Source organism: Sphaerisporangium dianthi (assembly GCF_042654065.1).
Classification (GTDB): Bacteria; Actinomycetota; Actinomycetes; order Streptosporangiales; family Streptosporangiaceae; genus Sphaerisporangium; species Sphaerisporangium dianthi.
This window is the reverse complement of the sequence record NZ_JBHSFP010000019.1, coordinates 98393-118368: the sequence shown is the minus strand read 5'-3', so window position 1 is coordinate 118368 and position 19976 is coordinate 98393. Positions and strand designations below refer to the sequence as shown.

The 19976-nt window shown below is 70.0% G+C and carries 18 protein-coding genes; 11 read left to right on the top strand and 7 right to left on the bottom strand.

Annotation, left to right across the window (positions count from 1 at the left end; all coding sequences use genetic code 11):
* Positions 1 to 104: 104 nt before the first annotated feature.
* From ACFO60_RS25175 to ACFO60_RS25165, 3 genes are all read left to right on the top strand, one after another.
* Complete coding sequence (locus ACFO60_RS25175) at positions 105 to 869, top strand: nuclease-related domain-containing protein (protein WP_380844126.1); 765 nt, start codon at positions 105 to 107, stop codon at positions 867 to 869.
* 186 nt (positions 870 to 1055) lie between these two features.
* The gene (gene ilvD / locus ACFO60_RS25170) at positions 1056 to 2897 is read left to right on the top strand and encodes a dihydroxy-acid dehydratase (protein WP_380844124.1); all 1842 of its coding nucleotides are present in this window, start codon (positions 1056 to 1058) and stop codon (positions 2895 to 2897) included.
* A 247-nt stretch (positions 2898 to 3144) separates the two neighbouring features.
* A complete protein-coding gene (locus tag ACFO60_RS25165) occupies positions 3145 to 3672 on the top strand; it encodes a helix-turn-helix transcriptional regulator (RefSeq protein ID WP_380844122.1) in 528 nt (175 codons plus the stop codon).
* A 72-nt stretch (positions 3673 to 3744) separates the two neighbouring features.
* Here the strand turns inward: ACFO60_RS25165 and ACFO60_RS25160 are convergent, their stop codons facing one another.
* The gene (locus ACFO60_RS25160; RefSeq protein WP_380844120.1) at positions 3745 to 3969 is read right to left on the bottom strand and encodes an FmdB family zinc ribbon protein; all 225 of its coding nucleotides are present in this window, start codon (positions 3967 to 3969) and stop codon (positions 3745 to 3747) included.
* Positions 3970 to 4291: 322 nt separating this feature from the next.
* Positions 4292 to 4801 (bottom strand): HNH endonuclease, encoded by a 510-nt coding sequence (locus ACFO60_RS25155; RefSeq protein ID WP_380844118.1) that lies wholly within the window; start codon positions 4799 to 4801, stop codon positions 4292 to 4294.
* Positions 4802 to 5170: 369 nt separating this feature from the next.
* Between ACFO60_RS25155 and ACFO60_RS25150 the strand changes: the two genes are divergently transcribed.
* Positions 5171 to 7237 (top strand): prolyl oligopeptidase family serine peptidase, encoded by a 2067-nt coding sequence (locus ACFO60_RS25150; protein WP_380844116.1) that lies wholly within the window; start codon positions 5171 to 5173, stop codon positions 7235 to 7237.
* 151 nt (positions 7238 to 7388) lie between these two features.
* Here the strand turns inward: ACFO60_RS25150 and purU are convergent, their stop codons facing one another.
* On the bottom strand, positions 7389 to 8237 hold the full coding sequence (gene purU, locus ACFO60_RS25145; protein ID WP_380844114.1) for a formyltetrahydrofolate deformylase: 849 nt from the start codon (positions 8235 to 8237) through the stop codon (positions 7389 to 7391).
* Positions 8238 to 8491: 254 nt separating this feature from the next.
* Here purU and ACFO60_RS25140 point away from each other — a divergent pair, with 254 nt between their 5' ends.
* The 3 genes from ACFO60_RS25140 to ACFO60_RS25130 all read left to right on the top strand — a co-directional run bounded on the left by ACFO60_RS25140 (position 8492) and on the right by ACFO60_RS25130 (position 9683).
* Positions 8492 to 8656, top strand: a complete 165-nt coding sequence (locus ACFO60_RS25140; RefSeq protein WP_380844112.1) for a hypothetical protein — start codon at positions 8492 to 8494, stop codon at positions 8654 to 8656.
* A gap of 104 nt (positions 8657 to 8760) precedes the next feature.
* On the top strand, positions 8761 to 9213 hold the full coding sequence (locus ACFO60_RS25135; protein ID WP_380844110.1) for a hypothetical protein: 453 nt from the start codon (positions 8761 to 8763) through the stop codon (positions 9211 to 9213).
* 11 nt (positions 9214 to 9224) lie between these two features.
* Positions 9225 to 9683 carry an NUDIX hydrolase gene (locus ACFO60_RS25130; RefSeq protein ID WP_380844108.1) on the top strand — a complete coding sequence of 153 codons (459 nt, stop codon included), beginning with the start codon at positions 9225 to 9227 and terminating at the stop codon, positions 9681 to 9683.
* 93 nt (positions 9684 to 9776) lie between these two features.
* Here the strand turns inward: ACFO60_RS25130 and ACFO60_RS25125 are convergent, their stop codons facing one another.
* The 3 genes from ACFO60_RS25125 to ACFO60_RS25115 form a co-directional block, all read right to left on the bottom strand.
* Positions 9777 to 11696, bottom strand: coding sequence for a tetratricopeptide repeat protein (locus tag ACFO60_RS25125; protein ID WP_380844106.1), 1920 nt, complete (start codon positions 11694 to 11696; stop codon positions 9777 to 9779).
* Between the two features lie 299 nt (positions 11697 to 11995).
* Positions 11996 to 12493, bottom strand: coding sequence for a GNAT family N-acetyltransferase (locus ACFO60_RS25120; protein ID WP_380844104.1), 498 nt, complete (start codon positions 12491 to 12493; stop codon positions 11996 to 11998).
* Positions 12490 to 13869, bottom strand: coding sequence for a tetratricopeptide repeat protein (locus ACFO60_RS25115; RefSeq protein WP_380844102.1), 1380 nt, complete (start codon positions 13867 to 13869; stop codon positions 12490 to 12492). The genes ACFO60_RS25120 and ACFO60_RS25115 overlap by 4 nt, the downstream gene beginning before the upstream one ends.
* Positions 13870 to 14381: 512 nt before the next feature.
* Here ACFO60_RS25115 and ACFO60_RS25110 point away from each other — a divergent pair.
* From ACFO60_RS25110 to ACFO60_RS25095, 4 genes are all read left to right on the top strand, one after another.
* Positions 14382 to 14651: a hypothetical protein gene (locus tag ACFO60_RS25110; protein ID WP_380844100.1), complete on the top strand. Its 270-nt coding sequence runs from the start codon at positions 14382 to 14384 to the stop codon at positions 14649 to 14651.
* 574 nt (positions 14652 to 15225) lie between these two features.
* Entirely contained in the window at positions 15226 to 16218 is a 993-nt protein-coding gene (locus tag ACFO60_RS25105; RefSeq protein WP_380844098.1) for a mechanosensitive ion channel family protein, read from the top strand.
* A 38-nt stretch (positions 16219 to 16256) separates the two neighbouring features.
* The gene (locus ACFO60_RS25100) at positions 16257 to 16622 is read left to right on the top strand and encodes a globin (RefSeq protein WP_380844096.1); all 366 of its coding nucleotides are present in this window, start codon (positions 16257 to 16259) and stop codon (positions 16620 to 16622) included.
* Positions 16623 to 16652: 30 nt separating this feature from the next.
* Positions 16653 to 18194, top strand: coding sequence for a glycoside hydrolase family 13 protein (locus tag ACFO60_RS25095; protein ID WP_380844094.1), 1542 nt, complete (start codon positions 16653 to 16655; stop codon positions 18192 to 18194).
* A 113-nt stretch (positions 18195 to 18307) separates the two neighbouring features.
* Here ACFO60_RS25095 and ettA read toward each other — a convergent pair whose 3' ends face one another.
* Positions 18308 to 19972 carry an energy-dependent translational throttle protein EttA gene (gene ettA, locus ACFO60_RS25090; RefSeq protein WP_380844092.1) on the bottom strand — a complete coding sequence of 555 codons (1665 nt, stop codon included), beginning with the start codon at positions 19970 to 19972 and terminating at the stop codon, positions 18308 to 18310.
* Positions 19973 to 19976: the final 4 nt, after the last annotated feature.

The window sequence follows — 19976 nt, the reverse complement described above, 5'->3', positions numbered from 1 at the left end:
TGTGAACTAGCCAACACTAGGCACACCCTTGGGCGTCAACTACCGTGAGTTACGTGGATTCCGGCCTAGAACCCGATGACGGTCACAGTACGTCACCCATCTGGGTGAGTGACCGCCCTTCGCAGCCGAGATCACGGCCCGCCGCCCCGGAGGAGACTTACGCCCCGGTCGGCCGCGCGTCGTTGCTCGGCCTGCTTCAGCAGCCCAAATACCGCCATCTGCGCCTGCGTGCTCTGATCGCCGCCGGTGCGGGGCTGCTGGTCGGCATCCCGCTGTGGAGCTGGCGGCTCGGCCTGGTCGCGGCGATCATCGCCGCCATCGCCGACACGGTGTACCGCGCCCGCACGGTCTCCTCGGTCCCGCCCTGGCGCCGCGCGTCGGCCGCCGAGCGGCGCACCGAGGCCCAGCTCAGGAAGCTGGAGAAGAACGGCTACCTCACGTTGCACGCCCGGGCCATCCCCAACAGCGACGCGCAGATCGACCATCTGGTCGTCGGCCCCACCGGGGTGTACGCCGTCGACTCCGAGAAGTGGGACAAGCGGCTGCCGGTCCGGGTGCAGTCGCACCGCAAGCTGTTCCACGGGCCGTTCAACCAGAAGCCCCGTCTCGACGAGGCGCGCTGGGAGGCCTCCCAGGCCGGCGAACTCATCACCAAGACGCTCGGCCGTGAGATCACCGTGGTGCCCTCCTTGGCCATCTACGGGCCCGCGATCCCGTGGAAGATCCTCAACATCCGCGAGGTGGACGTCTTCGACGGCTCCCGCGTGCGCAAGTGGATCACCAACCGAGAACGTTCGCTGACCAGCGATGAGGTCGAGGACATCTACGCCGTCGCCGAAGAGGTCCTGCCCCCGCGTTACCCCGAATAGCCGACCGTCGAGAGGGTCCTTCGGGATTCCCGTCCCTGTTGCACCACTGCCCCCGGGAATCCCGAAGGACCTTGTCATGTCCGCGGGCCCGTCACATCTTGTCCACGCTGTGGACGGCGGGTCTCGCCAGTCGGGCGATGGCCGTACCATTTGAAGACTCAGCAGTCGTCGGATGGGAGAACGGTCATGCCGGCCCTCAGATCTCGCACGGTCACTCACGGCAGGAACATGGCGGGGGCCCGCGCCCTGCTCCGGGCCACGGGTGTAGCCGGCGGGGACTTCGGCAAGCCGATCATCGCCGTGGCCAACAGCTTCACCCAGTTCGTCCCCGGCCACGTCCACCTGCGCGAGGTGGCCGAGGTCGTGGCCGGCGGCATCCGCGAGGCGGGGGCGATCCCGCGCGAGTTCAACACCATCGCCGTGGACGACGGCATCGCCATGGGCCACGGGGGCATGCTCTACTCCCTGCCTTCGCGCGAGCTGATCGCCGACGCCGTCGAGTACATGGTCAACGCCCACTGCGCCGACGCGCTGGTCTGCGTCTCCAACTGCGACAAGATCACTCCAGGCATGCTGCTGGCCGCGTTCCGGCTGAACATCCCGACGGTCTTCGTCTCCGGCGGCCCCATGGAGGCCGGCAAGGCGCTCGGCCGCAAGCTCGACCTGATCGACCCCATGATCGCCGCGGCCGACGAGAGCGTGTCGGACGCCGAGCTGCTCGAGATGGAGGAGAACGCCTGCCCCACCTGCGGCTCGTGCAGCGGCATGTTCACCGCCAACTCGATGAACTGCCTCACCGAGGCCATGGGCCTGGCCCTGCCGGGCAACGGCACCACGCTGGCCACCCACAAGGCCCGCAAGGCGCTGTTCGAGCGGGCCGGCCGCCAGGTCGTCGAGATCACCAAGCGCTACTACGAGGGCGACGACGCGTCGGTGCTGCCGCGCAGCATCGCCACCCGCGACGCCTTCGAGAACGCCATGGCGCTCGACGTGGCCATGGGCGGCTCCACCAACACGATCCTCCACCTGCTCGCGGCGGCCCGCGAGGCCGGCGTCGACTTCGGCCTGAAAGAGATCAACGAGCTGTCGCTGCGCGTGCCCTGCCTGTGCAAGGTCGCGCCCGCCACCGCCAAGTACCACGTGGAGGACGTCCACCGCGCCGGCGGAATCCCGGCGATCCTCGGCGAGCTCGACCGCGCGGGGCTGCTCCACCGCGACGCCCACAGCATCCACGCGGCCTCCCTCACCGACTTCCTCTCCGCCTGGGACCCGATGTCCCCCGACGTCCGGCCCGAGGCGCTGGAGCTCTGGCACGCCGCGCCCGGCAACGTCCGCACCGTGAAGGCCTACTCCCAGGACGCCCAGTGGGAGTCCCTCGACCTCGACCGCGCCGATGGCTGCGTCCGCGACTTCGAGCACGCCTACACCCGTGACGGCGGCCTGGCCGTGCTGTACGGCAACCTCGCGCCCGAGGGCGCCATCGTCAAGACGGCCGGCGTCGACGAGTCGATCTGGCGGTTCAGCGGGCCCGCCGTGGTGTTCGAGTCGCAGGAGGACGCCTCCGAGGGCATTCTCGGCAACAAGGTCAAGGCCGGCGACGTCGTGGTCATCCGCTACGAGGGCCCCAAGGGCGGCCCCGGCATGCAAGAGATGCTCTACCCGACGAGCTTCCTCAAGGGCAAGGGGCTCGGCAAGGCCTGCGCGCTGATCACCGACGGCCGCTTCTCCGGGGGCACCTCGGGCCTGTCCATCGGGCACGCCTCTCCTGAGGCGGCCGAGGGCGGCATCATCGCCCTGGTCGAGGACGGCGACCTCATCGAGATCGACATCCCCGGCCGCGGCATCGAGCTGAAGGTCTCCGAGACCGATCTGGCGGCGCGCCGTGAGCGGCTGCTGGGCGATCTCGGCCGTTACCGCCCGCGCGACCGCGAGCGTTCGGTGAGCGTGGCGCTGCAGGCCTACGCCGCCCTGACCACCTCGGCCTCCACCGGCGCCTCCCGCGATCTGTCCCAGCTCTCCCAGCACTGAGCGCCGCCTCGGGCGGGCACGGCGGCGGGCGCCCTCGGGCGCGACCGCCGCGCCCGCTCCGGGGTCGCCGGTGCCCCCTCGTCGCACAGGCGGCACCTCTCTCTCAGAGATGCCGCGCGGCCGTGCACGAGCGGTGGCGTAAGGGCAAGCCGGCCCTCACCGGAAGGTGACCAACAGTCACCCTCCGGATGGCCATGACAAGATCTGGTGTTCGAAAAATGTCGGCGTCGAGACGTAGTCTGGACGTATGGCCAACGTCACCACGCCGCCCCTGACGACCGCCGAAGTCGCCGCTCTCGCCCTGTCCCTGGCCCATTTGGGCGAGGGTCCGCAGGCGCTGACCGCCCGCCGCGGGCTGCGCCGCGTGTTCGACAACCTCGACCTCGGCGACGAGGTCATCGCGACGACCCTCGACACCCTGACCACGCCGCTGCCACCCGACGTCGCCCGGCGCGCCCGCACGATCGCGGGCGCGGTGACCGGTCGGCAGGTGGTGCGGCTCCACTATCGCGACGCGGCCGGCCGGGTCACCTCCCGTGACGTCGAGCCGGTCACCTGCCTCGTCCACCGCGACCATTGGTATCTCGTGGGATGGTGCCGCACGAAGGTCGGCATCCGCGCCTTCCGGTTCGACCGCATCGTCGCGGTGGAGCCGACCCTGGTGCCCGCCCGGCCGCATCGCGCCGAGCGCTATCTCCCGTTCCAGCGCAGAACCGCTCCCGACCGGCGTCCCGCGCGCACGCTCACGCCACTGACCGACCGCCGCCCGGCCTGACGGCGCCACCCGGCCCGGCGGCCACGGCTTCGCCGGGCCGGGTGGCTTCACCCGGCCCGCGCGCACCGCGCGTCAGCCGCAGCAACCACCGCCGCAGCAACCACCCCCGCCGGCGCCACCGGCGGGACCGGCCGTACGCGGCGCCGAGGCGCCGCCGGTGACGGCGACGGTCGACAGCAGCTTCACGGTGTCGTCGTGGCCCTCGGGGCAGAGCGCGGCGTCTCCCGCCGCGGACATGGGCCTGGACAGCTCGAAGGTCGAGCCGCAAGAGCGGCATCGATAGTCGTAACGCGGCATGCCCCAAGGGTACGACGCCGCCCGGCCGGCACGCGGAGACCTCGGTCGGTCAGCCCGCGTTCCGGCCAGGCGCGAAGACCCGGCCAGGCACGTTGCCGGCCAGACGCGAAGATCTCGTCAAGCCGCGTTCCGGCCAGGCGGAGACCTGGTCAGGCCACGTTGCCCGCCAGGCCTGAAGACCTGGTCCAGCCGCGTTCCCGGCCAGGCGGAGACCTGGTCAGGCCACGTTGCCCGCCAGGCCTGAAAACCTGGTCCAGCCGCGTTCCCGGCCAGGCAGGAAGACCTGGTCAGGCCGCCTTGCCGGGCGGGCGCGGAGGCCCGGTCAGGCCGCGTTCTCTGCCAGGTAGGGCGCCCATTGGGGGTCGCCGTCGAGTTGGGCGCCGATGAGCCGCCAGTGGACGCCCCTGGGCACCACCGGAGCCACGCGCAACGACCAGCCGATCTCCTCCAGAAGCCGGTCGGCCTTGCGGTGGTTGCACGTCATGCACGAGGCGACGCAGTTCTCCCAGGTGTGCTGCCCGCCGCGGGAGCGTGGAAGCACGTGGTCGATGGTCTCTGCCCGCTGGCCGCAGTAGGCACAGCGGTAGTCGTCCCTGCGCATGAGCGCGGCCCGGGTCAGCGGGATACGAGAACGATAGGGAATACGCACATAGCGCCGAAGCCGGATGACCGATGGGACGTCGACCGTGCGCGAGGCCGAGCGCAGCACGGCGCCCCGGCCATCGCGATGGACGACATCGGCCTTCTCCCTGATCACGAGCACGACGGCTCGATGCAGGTTGAGGGTGGTGAGCGGTTCGAACGTGGCGTTCAGCAGCAGCACCTGGCGCATCAGCGGGCCTTCCCCGCTGCGAGCGCCCCCATCGGTTGGGATGCGCCGCGGCGCATCCCGGCTTGCGGCCCGTCGTCTTGGGCTCCGGATGCTTCCGTCACGTGCACCTCCGCCGGACGGCCCAGCGGATGGGTTCCACGGCACCGCCCTTCAGCAAGTGTGGCCTCTCGGTCGACTCTCCCGCCACCCCAATTAACGGTCGTGTCTCCCAGGCCCCGCCTCCCGGTTTATGTCCGTTTCACCCCGCTAAGCAAACCTATTGGGGAAAGATCACTACAGATCGGGGAACATCCGGCGTGTCAACCATCGGTGCAACGGACCGGAAACGATGCTCCACGTCGGGTAACGAGGTGCCATAGGCTCGGCTGCATGACGCGAACGCCGTATCCGAAGGCACGCCGTGACGACGTGGTCGACGAGTACCACGGCACGCCGGTGCCCGACCCATATCGCTGGCTGGAAGACCCTGAGCAGCCCGAGGTCAAAGAGTGGCTCGACGCGCAAGGCGAGCTGTTCGGCGAGGCGATGGGCGCGTCACCCAGGCGAGGCGCCTTCCGCGACCGCCTGGCCGAACTGGTGCGCTCGGGCACCGTCGGCGCTCCGGTCTGGCGGGGAGACCGCAGCTTCTTCATGCGCCGCACCCCCGACCAGGAGCACGCCGTGCTCTACACTGCCGACCCCGACGGGCACGAGCACGTCCTGCTCGACCCCATGGCGATGGATCCGTCCGGGCTGACCACCGTCGACTCCTGGCAGCCGGACAAGGAGGGCCGGCGGCTGGCCTACCAGATCTCGGTCGGCGGCGACGAGGAGTCCCGGCTGCACGTCATCGACGTGGTCACCGGCGAGCGCGTCGACGGACCGATCGACCGCTGCCGCTACTCCCCCATCGCCTGGATGCCCGGCGGCGAGGCGTTCTACTACGTGCGCAGGCTCGCGCCCGGCCAGGTGCCCGAAGGCGAAGAGCAGTTCCACCGCCGCGTCTACCTGCACCGCCTCGGCACGCCCACCGAGCAGGACGTCATGGTCCTCGGCGAAGGGCTGGAGAAGACCAACTACTACGGCGTCGCGGTCTCCAAGGACGGCCGCCGGCTGACCATCTCGGCCTCCCGGGGCACGGCTCCGCGCAACGACCTGTGGACGGCCGACCTGTCGGCCTCGCCGATCGACGCCCCCGAGCTGACCATCGTCCAGCAGGGCGTGGACGCGCAGACCAGCCTGCTGTACGGGCGCGACGGGCGCCTGTACGTCTTCACCGACCGCGACGCCCCCCGGGCCCGCATCTGCGTGACCTCTCCGGACGAAACCGGCTACGAGAGCTGGCGCGATCTCATCCCTGAGGATCCCGAGGCGGTGATGTCCGACTTCGCGATCCTGGACGATCTGGAACACCCGGTGATGCTGGTCGGCTGGACCCGGCACGCCGTCAGCGAGATCACCGTCCATGACCTGGCCACCGGCGTCAAGGTCGGCCAGGTGCCGACTCCCGGGCTCGGCACGATCGGCGCCATTCACGAGCGGCCCGAGGGCGGCCACGAGGCGTGGTTCGGCTACACCGACAACACCACCCCGACGAGCATCCAGCGCTACGACGCCCGCACAGGGGAGACCACGCTCTGGGCGGCCTCGCCCGGGGCCGTGGAGATCCCGCAGGTGAACACCGAGCAGGTCGTCTACCGGTCGGCCGACGGCACCGAGGTCCACATGATCGTGGTGTCCAAGCCCGGCGACGGTCCCCGGCCGACGATCCTGTACGGCTACGGCGGGTTCGGCCTGCCCATGACCCCGGGCTTCTCGGTGGCGACCCTGGCATGGGTGGAGGCCGGCGGCGTCTACGCGGTCGCGCAGCTCCGTGGCGGCGGCGAGCAGGGCGAGCAGTGGCACCGCGCGGGCATGCTCGCCGACAAGCAGAACGTCTTCGACGACCTGCACGCCGCCGCCGAGCATCTGATCGCCACGGGCGTCACCACCTCCGAGCAGCTCGCGATCTCCGGCGGGTCCAACGGCGGCCTGCTGGTGGGGGCCGCGCTGACGCAGCGGCCCGAGCTGTACGCGGCGGTGGCGTGCGCGGCCCCGCTGCTGGACATGGTGCGGTACGAGAAGTTCGGCCTCGGGGCCACGTGGAACGTCGAGTACGGCACGGCGGACGATCCCGAGCAGTTCTCCTGGCTGTGGGGCTACTCCCCCTACCACCATGTCCGTGAGGGCGTGCGTTACCCGGCGACGCTGTTCCTGGTCTTCGGGTCCGACACCCGCGTGCACCCGCTGCACGCCTGGAAGATGTGCGCCGCGCTCCAGCACGGCCAGGCGGCGGACGACCGGCCCATCTTGCTGCGCAACGAGAACGAGGTGGGGCACGGAGCGCGCGCGGTCAGCCGTTCGGTGGACCTCATGGCCGATCAGCTGGCCTTCCTCGCCGAGCACACCGGCCTGTGACCGGCTGAGACGTCCCCGGCCGGCCGAGATCAGCCCTCGCCGGCCGGGACGTCCGCCCGGCCCGCGAGCACACCGCCCGCCTTGTTGCGGGGACGGCCCCGTGCCGCCGGCGGGTATCGGCTCGCTGCCCGACGGGGCCTTCAGCGCCCGTTCAGCGGGGGAAGACGATGGTCTTGTGGCCGTCGAGCACCACCCGTTGCTCGGCGTGCCACCGCACGGCCCGGGCGAGCGCCAGGCACTCGACGTCGCGGCCCATCGCGGCCAGGTCTTCCGGCGAGTGGGTGTGGTTGACCCGGGCGACCTCCTGCTCGATGATCGGGCCCTCGTCGAGGTCCGCCGTCACGTAGTGCGCTGTGGCGCCGATGAGCTTCACCCCGCGCGCGTGGGCCTGGTGGTACGGCTTGGCGCCCTTGAACGACGGCAGAAACGAGTGGTGGATGTTGATCACCTTGCCCGAGAGCTTGGCGCACAGGTCTTCGGAGAGCACCTGCATGTAACGGGCCAGCACGACCAGCTCGGCGTGATAGTGGTCGACGAGCGTGAGGACCTCGGCCTCCTGGCGCTGCTTGGTCTCGGGGGTCACCGGCAGGTGGTGGTAGTCGATGCCGTACGACTGGGTGAGCGGGCGCAGGTCGGGATGGTTGGACACGACGGCGACGATCTCGATGTCGAGCAGGCCTGAGCGCACCCGATAGAGCAGGTCGTTCAGGCAGTGGCCGAGCTTGCTCACCATGACCAGCACCTTCGGCCTGACGGCGAGGTCATGGAGCCGGAAGTCCATGGTGAGGTCGGGCGCCAGTTCGGCGAAGGCGGCGCGCAGTTCGTCCTCACCGAGGGCGGAGGTGAACTGGACGCGCATGAAGAAGCGCCCGGCGCCACGGTCGCCGAACTGCTGGCTCTCGGTGATGTTGCACCCTCGGTCGGCCAGCAGCCCGGAGACGGCCGCGACGACTCCCGGCCTGTCGGGGCAGGACAGCGTCAGAACATACTCGGAGATCACCGGGCACTCACCTCTTCGCTCACGTTGAGGCAGATTACCGCTCCAGGGCGTCGTTGCCGGGCCATCTTCCGCAAGGTGCCGCCGATGACTTGTCCGGCGCGGTGTGCGGCGCCGTGCCGGCGTCTGGAGAGGACCGCCGACATGTCCGGGTATAGGGGACACCAACCTGCATTACGGTCGGACGACAGTAAGGAGACACAAACCCACGCGCTCTGTTGCCCGCCGTTGACCTGCGACTCCATAGCCTTTGTGACGTGAAATGGGTCGATAGCAGTGGATTTGAGGTCGAGGCGCTGGTCCTCGGCAACCAGCCCTGTCTGCGGGTGAGCCGAGGACGCCAGTACGTGGCCTACTACCCCGATGTCACGGAACTGTCCCGGCACCTGGACCTGGCCGACCTGGTCGTCACCGCCGATTGACCGTCTCCTGGCCGTCCACGGGCGCCGCCATGGCGGCGGGTGCCGCCTCCGGTCCGCCGGGGCGAGGCGTACAGTGGCGCCCGAGGAGCGGAAGGAGCCGGCGGGTGCTGAAGTGGGACGAATTGTCACCTGGGGAGAAGCGCGCGGCCGTCGCCCTGGCGGCGATGTTGCCCGGTTACATCAACGCCGTGTTCGTCGCCGAACATCTGGCCGAGGCCATCGCCTGGCAGCGCGGCGAACTGACCGACGAGCAGCTCACCGAACGCACCGGGTGGACCTTCAACGCGACGCCCGAGCAGTACGCCGACATGGCGATGCGCTCCGCCCGGCGCGCGGGGGCCGACCCGGTGCAGTGGCTCGACGCGATGAAGGGCGCCTACGAGGAGCAGCGTGCCATCGCCGCCGAGTTGCAGGAGCAGAGCGACCAGCAGGCCGCCGGCCGTCCGGACGAGTTCTGGGAGATCATCAACGCCAACACCTGGCCGCAGGACCTGAACGGGCCTGACGACCTCGCCGGGCCGGACGATCTGCGCGATCCCAAGGACGGCCGGCCCTAGGCACGCCGGTCATGCAGATCAGCGACCGGCCCGCCGCCCGCATCGTCTGCCTTGACGGCGCGGGCAGGGTGCTGTTGATACGGTGGCGCGACCCGATCGGCGGCGTGGTGTTCTGGGAGCCGCCAGGCGGCGGCATCGACGCCGGTGAGACCCCGCTGGAGGCCGCGCGGCGCGAGCTGACCGAGGAGACCGGCCTGCCCGGCGACGCCGTGATCGACGTGTGGGTCCCCGTGGAGCGCGACTATCACTGGCTCGGCGTCCACTACGTGAAGGTCGAGCCGTTCTACCTCGCGCGTTTCGCCGCCACCCCCGCCGTCTCGCCGGCCGCGTTGACCAGCGAGGAGCAGGACGTCCATATCGGGCACGGCTGGTTCACCGCGGCCGAGCTCGCCGCGCTCCCCGACCTGGTGGAGCCTCCCACGCTGGCGGAGGTGATCGCCCTGCTGGACGGCCACCCCGGCCCGCGGTGAGCGGGACGCCGGCCGGGGCGCCCGCCGGAGGCTTCTTCATGACGCCGGCGTCCTCACGAGCCGCCGGCGGCCACCGCGGCACACCGGCGGCTTTCAGGATTCGCTGAGCGCCTTGAGGATGTCGGCGTCCTTGGAATCGAGGTCGTGGGCGCGCCGCAGGTCGTCCATGGCCTCGGCGAACCGGCCGAGATCCTTGAGCGCGATCGCCCGGTTGTAGTGGAGCGCGGCGTCCTCGCCCAGTTCTATGGCCGTGGTCAGGTCGGCGACGGCCCCTTCCGCGTCCCCCGTCGCGTACCGCAGGATCGCCCGGTTCGCCCAGGCGGAGGCGAGGCCGGGAGCGCCCGAGACGGCCAGGTCGAAGGCCGCCATGGCCTTCTCGTGCCGCCCCAGCGCGGCCTCCAGCTGCCCGAGGACGCACGACAGGTGCGGGTTGCCGGGAGCCAGCGCCAGACCCGCCGTCACGTCCGCGCGCGCCCTCTCGTCCAGTCCGAGCTGGACGAGCAGCCCAGCCCGGTTGATGTAGGCGTCCACGTAGCCGGGGTCGAGCTCCAGGACGTGGTCCAGGTCGGCCTTGGCCCCGTCGAGGTCTCCGGAGGCGATGCGGAGCTGCGCGCGGTTGTAATAGCCCTCGGGGAGGGGCGGGCTGAGCCTGATCGCCTCGTCGTACTCGGCCAGCGAGGCCTCCGGGCGCCCCATCCGGTAGAGCAGGTTGCCGCGGTCGAGGCGGTGGTCGGGGTAGGCGGGGTCGATCGCGACCGCGGCGTCCATGTCGGCCAGCGCCTCCGCCGGCCGCCCGAGCATCGTCAGGAGCTGCGCGCGGTTGGCCCGCAGCACCATGCGGTGGACCGGGTGCCGGCCAGGCGGCAGGTCGCGCTCGGCGAGATCGATGGCCTCCTCCACCAGTGCGAGGGCCCTGTCGGTGTGGCCGGCGCGCATCTCGATCAGCGCCTTGCCGTTGAGGTCGAAGCCGAGCTTGAACGCGCGCACGGCCCGGTCGGGGAGCAGGCCGGAGATGGCGATGGCCTCGTTGACCCAGCCCCCGGCGCGGCCGAGGTCGCGCCGGGCCGGATCGGGATGGCGCGCGTCCAGCATCGCCGTGCCGTACGCCGAGGCGGAGTGCACCTCGGGGTCCACGCTGGCGCGGCGGGCCCGCTCGTACAGCTCGCGCGCCTGGTCCCTGCGTCCAAGGCCCGCCAGGGCCGTCGCCGTGCCGTGAAGGAGGTTCCACCACCGCGGCGCGCCCGGCTCGGCGAGCCGCAGGCCGCGCTCGCCGAGGTCGGCGGCCGCCTCCAGGAAGCCTTCCCGCATGCAGTGGTCGAGCGCCGCCCAGAGCGCCTCCACGCCGGCTCCCCGCGGGTCGCCGCCGTGTTCACGGTGATAGGGGATCGCGCCCAGGGACCACGACAGGCGGCCCGTGGCGGCGAGCTGGTCTGCCCGCCGGTCGTGCATGCGGGCGCGTTCGGCCTCGGGCAGCGCCCGGTAAGCGGCGAGCGCCCGGGGGTCGTCCAGGACGCCGTCGGAGGCGACGTAGCCGGCCGCGAGATCTCCCTGTTCCACCGGAGCCGCTAATGCCGCCTTTATCCGGTGGCCTCGGAAGAAATCTGGCGGCGGTTCACTGGAACAGGCGACAATTGTCAATCGTCCGGGGTCCGAACGGCGGACAAGTGTGGCGAGGAGTTCGCGGTCGGTGCCATCGGCCTCGTCCACGTTGTCCACGGCGATGACACCAAGGGCGACTCCGCAGTCTCGGACGAATTCGGTGATTCCGTTCGCTATGCGTAGGGTGCGGCGGGGCGCGGGGACGAGGATGCGCTCCTCGGGGGAAATGCGCGCGTCGAGGGGCACCCAGCGGGCGACCACCTGATCACGCAGATCGGGCGCCGCCGCCCGGATCTCGATGTCGTGCCGCGCGACCACCTCAGAGGAGCGCTCCAAAGCGGCCGGCAGCAGGTGCGCGAGCAGCGCGCCACCGAAGCCGTACGGGCCTCGCAGGCGGCGGTGGGCGTCGAACACCGGGATCCGCCGAGGGTCGGAGCCCTGGCCGGTCGGTAGGTCCAGGGCATGCAGCGTGTCCCGGCGATCCTGTGAGCGCCCTCCATGGATCCACAGGTGGCGACCGGTGCGGCCGGTCACCCCTTGTGAATCACACTGGCCGTACCGGTCAGGTGAACCATGCCCGGCTTACGGACGATGATCTTCTTCATCGGATGTCCTCTCGGGGGCTTCAGCTACAAAGACCCTATTATCGGGACGAAAATGAAGCGTCCGCAAGCATGCCACATGGTTTGTTCTAGATAAGTGAATAATTGTCGCTAATGGGTTAGTTGGGTGGAGGGGCGGACGGCAAGCCGCTTCTCGCCGTAAACAACGACGAGACCGCCTCGGTCCTCCCTGCGAACTTCGCGCCAGCCGTACTTGCGGTACAGCTCAAGAGCGGCGCCCTGCCCCAGAGTCGTGTCGCCGCGGAGCGCGTGGTAGCCGAGACGCACCGCCGACCGCTCCAACGCCTCCAGCACCAGCGTTGCGAACCCGCGCCGCTGGAAGTCGGGGTGGACCCGCAGCCGGCACATCTCGGCGGTCTCACCGTCGATGCGCCGCAACCCGCCCATCGCCACGATGCCCGCCCCCTCGACCTCGCCGACCAGGAACTCGCCGCGATCGGCCAGGTACACCTGGTTGATCCGCGGGATGTCGTCCTCGTAGTACACCCCGTCCCCGTCGATGATGCCTACTTGTGCCAGACACGTGCGGTGGAGATCCCAGACGGCTTCCCGATCCGACCAGCGATACCGCCTGAGCGACAGCGTCATACATCGACCTCCGAGGTCGGAACCGTGTCGGCGGGCGGCGGCGAGGCGAGGACGTCCTTGAACTTCTGCAACCCGTCGATATCACCGCATCGAGCCTGGATCGCCTTCGCGAGCTCGTTGGCGCTGCGCAGGATGATGTCGGTGCGGAAGCTCTCGCCGACCTGGCGCACCGCATCCATGCCCAGGCGCAGCGCCTCGTCGCCGTCGCCCTCCAGCAGCCTGCACTGCGCCTGGTCGAAGCGGATGAGCGTCTGGTCGAGCAGGTCTCCTTCGTACTTCTCCAGCGCCTGCTCCAGGATCAGGTCGGCCTCGAGGGTCTGGCCGAGCCGGGTCAGCGCGTCCCCCTGGTGGAAGTAGAGCTGGCGCTCGGTGTAACCGAACACCGTGTCCTCCTGCTGGGCGGGCGTCATCTGCGCGAAGGCCGCCCGCGCGCGCGACAGCGCCCGCTTGGCCTGGTCGACGACGTCCTTCTTGCCGCCGGCGTTCGCGAGCATCGACAGCGCGCGGGCCTCCACGACGGGGGCCATCGCCTTGGCCGCGCACGGCGTCTGGCCGGCCAGGTCGCGGCTCTTCTTGGCGAGGTTCAGCGCCTCTCTCGGGTCGCCCAGGAACAGCGGGACCAGGGCCTCGCGGGCGGTGACCCAGGCGCGCAGGGCGCGGTCGCCGGTCTCGTCGGCGGCCATGCGCGAGGTGCGGAAGAACGACCGGGCCATCCGCTGGTCACCGAGATCGATCATGATGATGCCGGCGAGGCCGGACAGCCGGGCGGCCAGGGCGCAGAGGCGTTCCTGGAGGTCGATCGGCTGGTGGCGCTCCATCGCCTGACGCACGGTGCTGAACTCCAGCAGCACGTCGCACAGCTGCCGCATCGGCGGCGTGTTCATGTACTGCCGGCCGAAGGAGGCCGCCGCCTCCTCCCAGTGGTCGAGCATGGCCGGCGAGACGGTGGTCGACACGAGGGTCTCGTCCATCCGGCGGCGAATGCCTTCGGCGGCGCCGAGCACCGACGCGTTCAGCGGCACGGCGGCGCCGCCCGCGATGATCTGCAGCAGCGTCCTTCGTAACACGTTCTCGTCCTCCTCACCCCCGTCCGACGAGGGATCGCTGAGCGGCTTGATCCACAGCTCGCGCGATTCGGGGGGACTGTCGGGCCTGGCCTCCTGCTGGCCGCCCCGTACGACGCCCGGCATCCGGTGGCCGTGGCCACAGATGCAGGGGCCCTCGTACCCGAGGGCGACCGGCTCCACCCGGTAGACGGAACACAGGTAATGGAGGTACTCCGGACCGGGACGCTTCAGCCCGCTTTCGTAAGCGCTCAGAAGCGTCTCTCCGATGCCGGGCACCGCTTTCCCGTCACGTTCGAACAGAGCGCGCACCTGTTCGACCACGTCGGCCAGCGCGATGCCATGGGCGAGACGGTGAGATTTGATTCGAGTTGTCCCGAAATGGGGAGCACACTCTTCGAAAATCTCCTCGGCGATTCGGGCCATACCGTGCCCCACCGCCAGGCCGCGCGCCCGGGTTCGCCGCGCTAACTCCGTTTCCTTGTGCTGTCTGCCGGACATCCCGGCCCCTCTCTCCGCGGCCAGTTGTCACCCTGGTCACCAACCCGACCGGTCCCACCTGCGCGGACGCAGCATCGTGCCAGTGTCACTGCGCCTATCGAGAATGATGGACCAGTAATGACCGGACATGAAAGGACGCTCGAACCTGCTGACATAGGATCGTCCTCCGCCGGGGACGTTCTTTCAACCCACTTGAAATATCCCCCCACCCGCGACGCTACTCACCTTCGTTGACCCATCGGCCACGGGTGAGTCAGATTTGGCCAACCAGCCCCGATTCACCGGTGTGATCGCCGGTGAATCGGTCTAGAGGAAGGCTCGATGTGGACGACAGCTTCCAATATCTGGAACGCCTGGCCGACGAGCTCGACGCTCGGGGGCTGCTCGCTCGGGTGGTGCACACCCAGTCGGGGCGGGCGTTCGTCCGCGTGATCAATCCGAATGCCACCAGCCTCGCCGAGAACGTCACCTGCCGGCCGCAGGCGACCCCCGCCTACTACTGGTGGTCGTGGGGAGAGCGCATGCACCAGGTGGACGATCCGGCGGGAGCGGCGACCAAGGTCGCCCGTGTGCTGGCCGCGGTGAGCGAGTAAGACACGTGACGGACGCGATGCAGCGCAGTCATCGCCGTCCGCCGTGGACACCGCGGCTCTTCGGGGTCGGCGGGGTGCCCGGTGCGGAGCGTCCGGCGTACGTGGAGACACGGCCGCCCGGACGCTGGGCATCCCGCCGGCTCTGTATTGGCCGGCACATTCCCTGGCACGTGCCACGACCACGTCACGGCACCTGCCGGCAGCATCACCCGCCGCCGCCAGGACGCCTTCCGGCGCACCGGCCGGCGGCGTCGTCCGGCGCACGCCGGCATCCCAAGAGCAGCCACCGGGCCTGGACCTCCATCCAGGCCCGGTGGTGATCGGGGGGACAGCCCCCGATCGGGAACGGAACGGGACACGCTTCCGGGTGCGTGTCCCGTTCCGGGCCGCTCGTCACCGGGGTGCCCGGGCCCGCCCTCCGCGGCCCCGGGCCCGGGTACTCCCGTCTTCCCCGGCGTAACGTGACGGCGGCCGGGCCGGTCGGCGAAGTCAGTTGGGTCAAGTACCGTTCCGTCTAGGTCAACGACCGATAATCGTCTTCGCCGGCCGGCCCGATCCGAGAGGTACCAACCGCGTGTTCACGCTCGTCGTCGAGTCCAACCCCGTAACCTCACCTGGCATGTCGTGGGTGCCGGATGTAGCGAAAGCAGTGGCGAACGCGTGCGTCAGCAGCGGCGGCGACGACGTGGCCTGCACGTTCCTGCTGAACTGGCTGCCACCGGGGTGGGCCTCGCCGCTCGCATGGCTGATCAACGTCGTCCTCATCGCGGTGGCGGCGCTGGTCGCGCGGGCGATCATGCACCGGCTGATCGACCGGGTGATCAGGCGCGCGGCCGAGGGCGTGCTGCCCGAACGCCTGCGGCGGTCCGGCACCACCGTGGACGGCGCCGCGGCCCTGATCACCGAGCGCCGCCGCCAGCGGGCCGAGACCCTCGGCTCCGTGCTGCGCAGCCTCGTCTCCGTGGTCGTCTTCGGCACCGCCGCGATGATGATCCTCGGGCGTTTCGGGCTGAACCTCACGCCCATCCTCACCAGCGTGGGCATCTTGGGCGTGGCCGTGGGCTTCGGCGCCCAGGAGCTGGTGAAGGACTTCATCGCCGGCATGTTCATGCTGATGGAAGACCAGTACGGCGTGGGCGACATGATCGACACCGGCACGGCCGTCGGCACCGTCGAGGCCGTCACCCTGCGCATCACCCGCCTGCGTGACGCCGACGGCCGGGTCTGGTACGTCCGCAACGGCACCATCACCCGCATCGGCAACGAGTCCCAGGGCTGGTCGCGGGCCCTGGTCGACGTCCCCGTGGCCTACGACGCCGACATCGCCGCCATCCGCGACCTGCTCAAGACCGTCGCCGAGGAGGTCTGGGCCGACCCGTCCTTCCGGGACACCGCGATCGTCGAGGAGCCCGAGGTGTACGGCCTCGAGCAGATCTCCGACAAGGCGATGATCTTCAGGATCACCGTGAAGACCGTCCCCGCCCACCAGGCCGAGGTCGCGCGCGAACTGCGCATGCGCGTCAAGTGGGCGCTCGACCGTGCGGGCATCTCCCTCGCCGGGGTCTGAGTAGGCTGGAGACCGTGTCCGCTACACCTGCAGAGCCAATGTCCTTCTATGACGCCGTCGGCGGCTCAGAGGCCTTCGAACGCCTCGTTCACCGCTTCTACCAGGGCGTCAAGAGCGATCCGCTCCTCCGCCCGCTCTATCCGGAGGAAGACCTCACCGGGGCCGAAGAGCGGCTGCGCCTGTTCCTCATCCAATATTGGGGCGGCCCCACCACCTACGGCAAGCAGCGCGGGCACCCGCGGCTGCGCATGCGGCACGCGCCGTTCGTCATCGGCGAGCCCGAGCGCGACGCGTGGCTGAGGCACATGCGCGACGCCGTCGAGTCCCTCGAACTGCCTGAGGAACTGTCCGCCAAGCTCTGGACCTACCTGCAGTACGCGGCCCAGAGCCTTGTGAACGCATAAGTGCCCGCTTCGAGGGGCAGCCAAGGATTTGTGAATAACTCCCCTTGGTGGCGAGACGCCGTCGTTTACGAGATCTACGTTCGCAGCTTCGCCGACGCCTCGGGAGACGGCGTCGGCGACCTCCAAGGGATCCGTTCCCGCCTGCCCTACCTCGCGGAGCTCGGCGTGGACGCGATCTGGCTGACTCCGTTCCAACCCTCCCCCATGGCCGACGGCGGCTACGACGTCGCCGACTACCGGGGCGTCGACCCGCTGTTCGGCACACTGGCCGACTTCGACGAGCTGGTCGCCGACGCCCACGCCCACGGCCTGCGGCTGATCGTCGACGTCGTGCCGAACCACAGTTCCTCGGCCCATCCGTGGTTCCAGGCCGCGCTGGCCTCCCCGCCCGGCAGCCCCGAGCGCGACCGCTACGTCTTCCGGGACGGGGACGCGCCGCCCAACAACTGGACGTCGGTGTTCAGCGGGCCCGCGTGGAGCCGCCTGCCCGACGGGCAGTGGTACCTCCACCTGTTCGCCCCCGAACAGCCCGACTTCAACTGGCGCAACCCGGCCGTCCACGAGGAGTTCCAGGACGTCCTGCGCTTCTGGCTCGACCGCGGCGTGGACGGCTTCCGCATCGATGTGGCGATGGGCCTGTACAAGGACGCCGATCTGCCCGACGTGCCGCCGGCCGAAGAGGGCTTCCAGTCGCGCTCGCCCATCTGGAGCCAGCCCGAGGTGCACGAGGTGTACCGCGAATGGCGCAAGGTGCTCGACTCCTACGCAAGCGACCGCGCCGCCGTGGGCGAGGTGTGGACCGACAGCGCCGAAGACCTCGCCCTCTACGTCCGGCCCGACGAGCTGCACCAGAGCTTCAACTTCGCCTGGCTGGAGGCGCCCTGGTCGGCGACCGCCTTCCGCAAGATCATCGATGACACGCTGGCCGCGGTCACCGCGCCGACCTGGGTGCTGTCCAACCATGACGTGGTGCGCCACATCACCCGCTACGGCGAGGGATCTTTGGACCCGGGGGCCGGGCTCGCCCGCGGACGTGCCGCCCTGCTCGCCATGCTCGCCCTGCCCGGGTCCGCGTACCTCTACCAAGGGGAGGAACTCGGCCTCCCGGAGGTGAAGGATCTTCCCCCGGAGTCGCGCCAAGACCCGATCTTCGAGCGCTCCAAGGGCGAGTTGCTCGGCCGTGACGGATGCCGGGTGCCGATGCCGTGGTCCGGCCCTGCCCAGCCGTACGGGTTCTCCTCCGGCGACACGCCTCCGTGGCTGCCTCAGCCGGCCTCGTGGGCCGCGCTCACCGCCGAGCGCCAGGCCGCCGACCCGGCCTCCACCCTGTCGTTCTACCGCCGCGCCCTCGATCTGCGCCGGTCGCTGCGGGCCACGCTGCCCGGCGCCATCGCTTGGCTCGACTCCCCCGAAGACACGCTCATGTTCACGCGCGGCGAGCTGATCTGTGCCACCAACTGCGGCGAGGGCCCCGTCCCGCTGCCGCCGCACCGCGAGGTCCTGCTGTCCAGCGGCGACCCCGGCGACACCTCCCTCGCCCCGGACACCACGGTCTGGCTCCGTTCAGCCTGACGACCGCCCGGCAGCTCGTATCCGACGCGCCCCGCTCCCGCCGTCGACCGGCGGGAGCGGGGAGAGAGCCCCTTGGGCGACGTGGCCGCGGCACCGCGCCCTTCGCGGGCCGGTCACTCGCGGGTCAGCTTGCGGTAGGTGACGCGGTGCGGGCGCGCCGCGTCGGCGCCCAGTCGTTCGACCTTGTTCTTCTCGTAGTCGGCGTAGTTGCCCTCGAACCAGAACCAGTTGGAGCCGCCTTCCCACGCGAGGATGTGGGTCGCGGTGCGGTCGAGGAACCACCGGTCGTGAGAGGTGATCACCGCACAGCCCGGGAAGTCGAGCAGGGCGTTCTCGAGGCTGGACAGCGTCTCGGTGTCGAGGTCGTTGGTCGGCTCGTCGAGCAGCAGCACGTTGCCGCCCTGCTTGAGGGTGAGCGCCAGGTTGAGGCGGTTGCGCTCGCCACCCGACAGGATGCCCGCGGGCTTCTGCTGGTCGGGCCCCTTGAAGCCGAAGGCCGCGATGTAGGCGCGCGAGGGCATCTCGACGTGGCCGACCTTGATGTGGTCCAGGCCGTCGGAGACGACCTGCCAGACGTTCTTGGCCGGGTCGATGTTGCTGCGGCCCTGGTCGACGTAGGAGATCTTGACGGTGTCGCCGACCAGGATGTCGCCGCCATCCGGCGTCTCGCCCTGCATGATCATGCGGAACAGGGTCGTCTTACCGACGCCGTTCGGGCCGATGATGCCGACGATGCCGTTGCGCGGCAGGTCGAAGGACAGATCTTCCATGAGCACCCGGTCGCCGAAGCCCTTGGTGAGGCCGGTGGACCGGATGACCGTGGTGCCCAGACGCGGGCCCGGCGGGATCTGGATCTCTTCGAAGTCGAGCTTGCGGTATTTGTCCGCCTCGGCGGCCATCTCTTCGTACCGCTGCAGACGCGCACGGCTCTTGGTCTGGCGGGCCCTCGCGTTGGAGCGCACCCACTGGAGCTCGTCTTCCAGGCGCTTCTTGCGCTTGGCGTCCTTCTGGCCCTCCACCTTCAGGCGGGCGGCCTTCTGCTCAAGGTAGGTGGAGTAGTTGCCCTCGTAGGGGTAGCAGCGGCCGCGGTCGAGCTCGAGGATCCACGTCGCGACGTTGTCGAGGAAGTAACGGTCGTGGGTGACGGCCAGGACGGTGCCGGGGTACTTCTCGAGATGCTGCTCAAGCCACTGGACACTCTCGGCGTCGAGGTGGTTGGTGGGCTCGTCGAGCAGCAGCAGGTCGGGCTGCTCGAGCAGCAGCTTGCACAGCGCGACCCGGCGACGCTCACCACCGGACAGCTTGGTGACCTCGGAGTCCGGCGGGGGGCAGCGGAGGGCGTCCATCGCCTGCTCGAGCTGGCTGTCGACATCCCACCCGTTGCGGTGGTCCAGCGCCTCCTGCAGCCTGCCCATCTCGTCGAGGAGCTCGTCGCTGTAGTCCGTCGCCATGAGCTCGGCGATCTCTTCGAACCGGGCGCGCATGGCCAGCGTCTCGGCCACGCCCTCCTGGACGTTGCCCAGGACGGTCTTGGACTCGTTCAGCGGCGGCTCCTGCTGCAGCATGCCCACCGTGAAGCCGGGCATCAGCCGGGCGTCACCGTTGGACGGCTGTTCGAGGCCGGCCATCATCTTCAGCAGCGTGGACTTACCAGTGCCATTGGGGCCCAGCACACCAATCTTGGCTCCGGGCAGGAAATGCAGCGTGACGTCGTCAAGAATGACCTTGTCGCCGTGCGCCTTGCGGACACGCTGCATCGTATAGATGTACTCGGGCATGTTC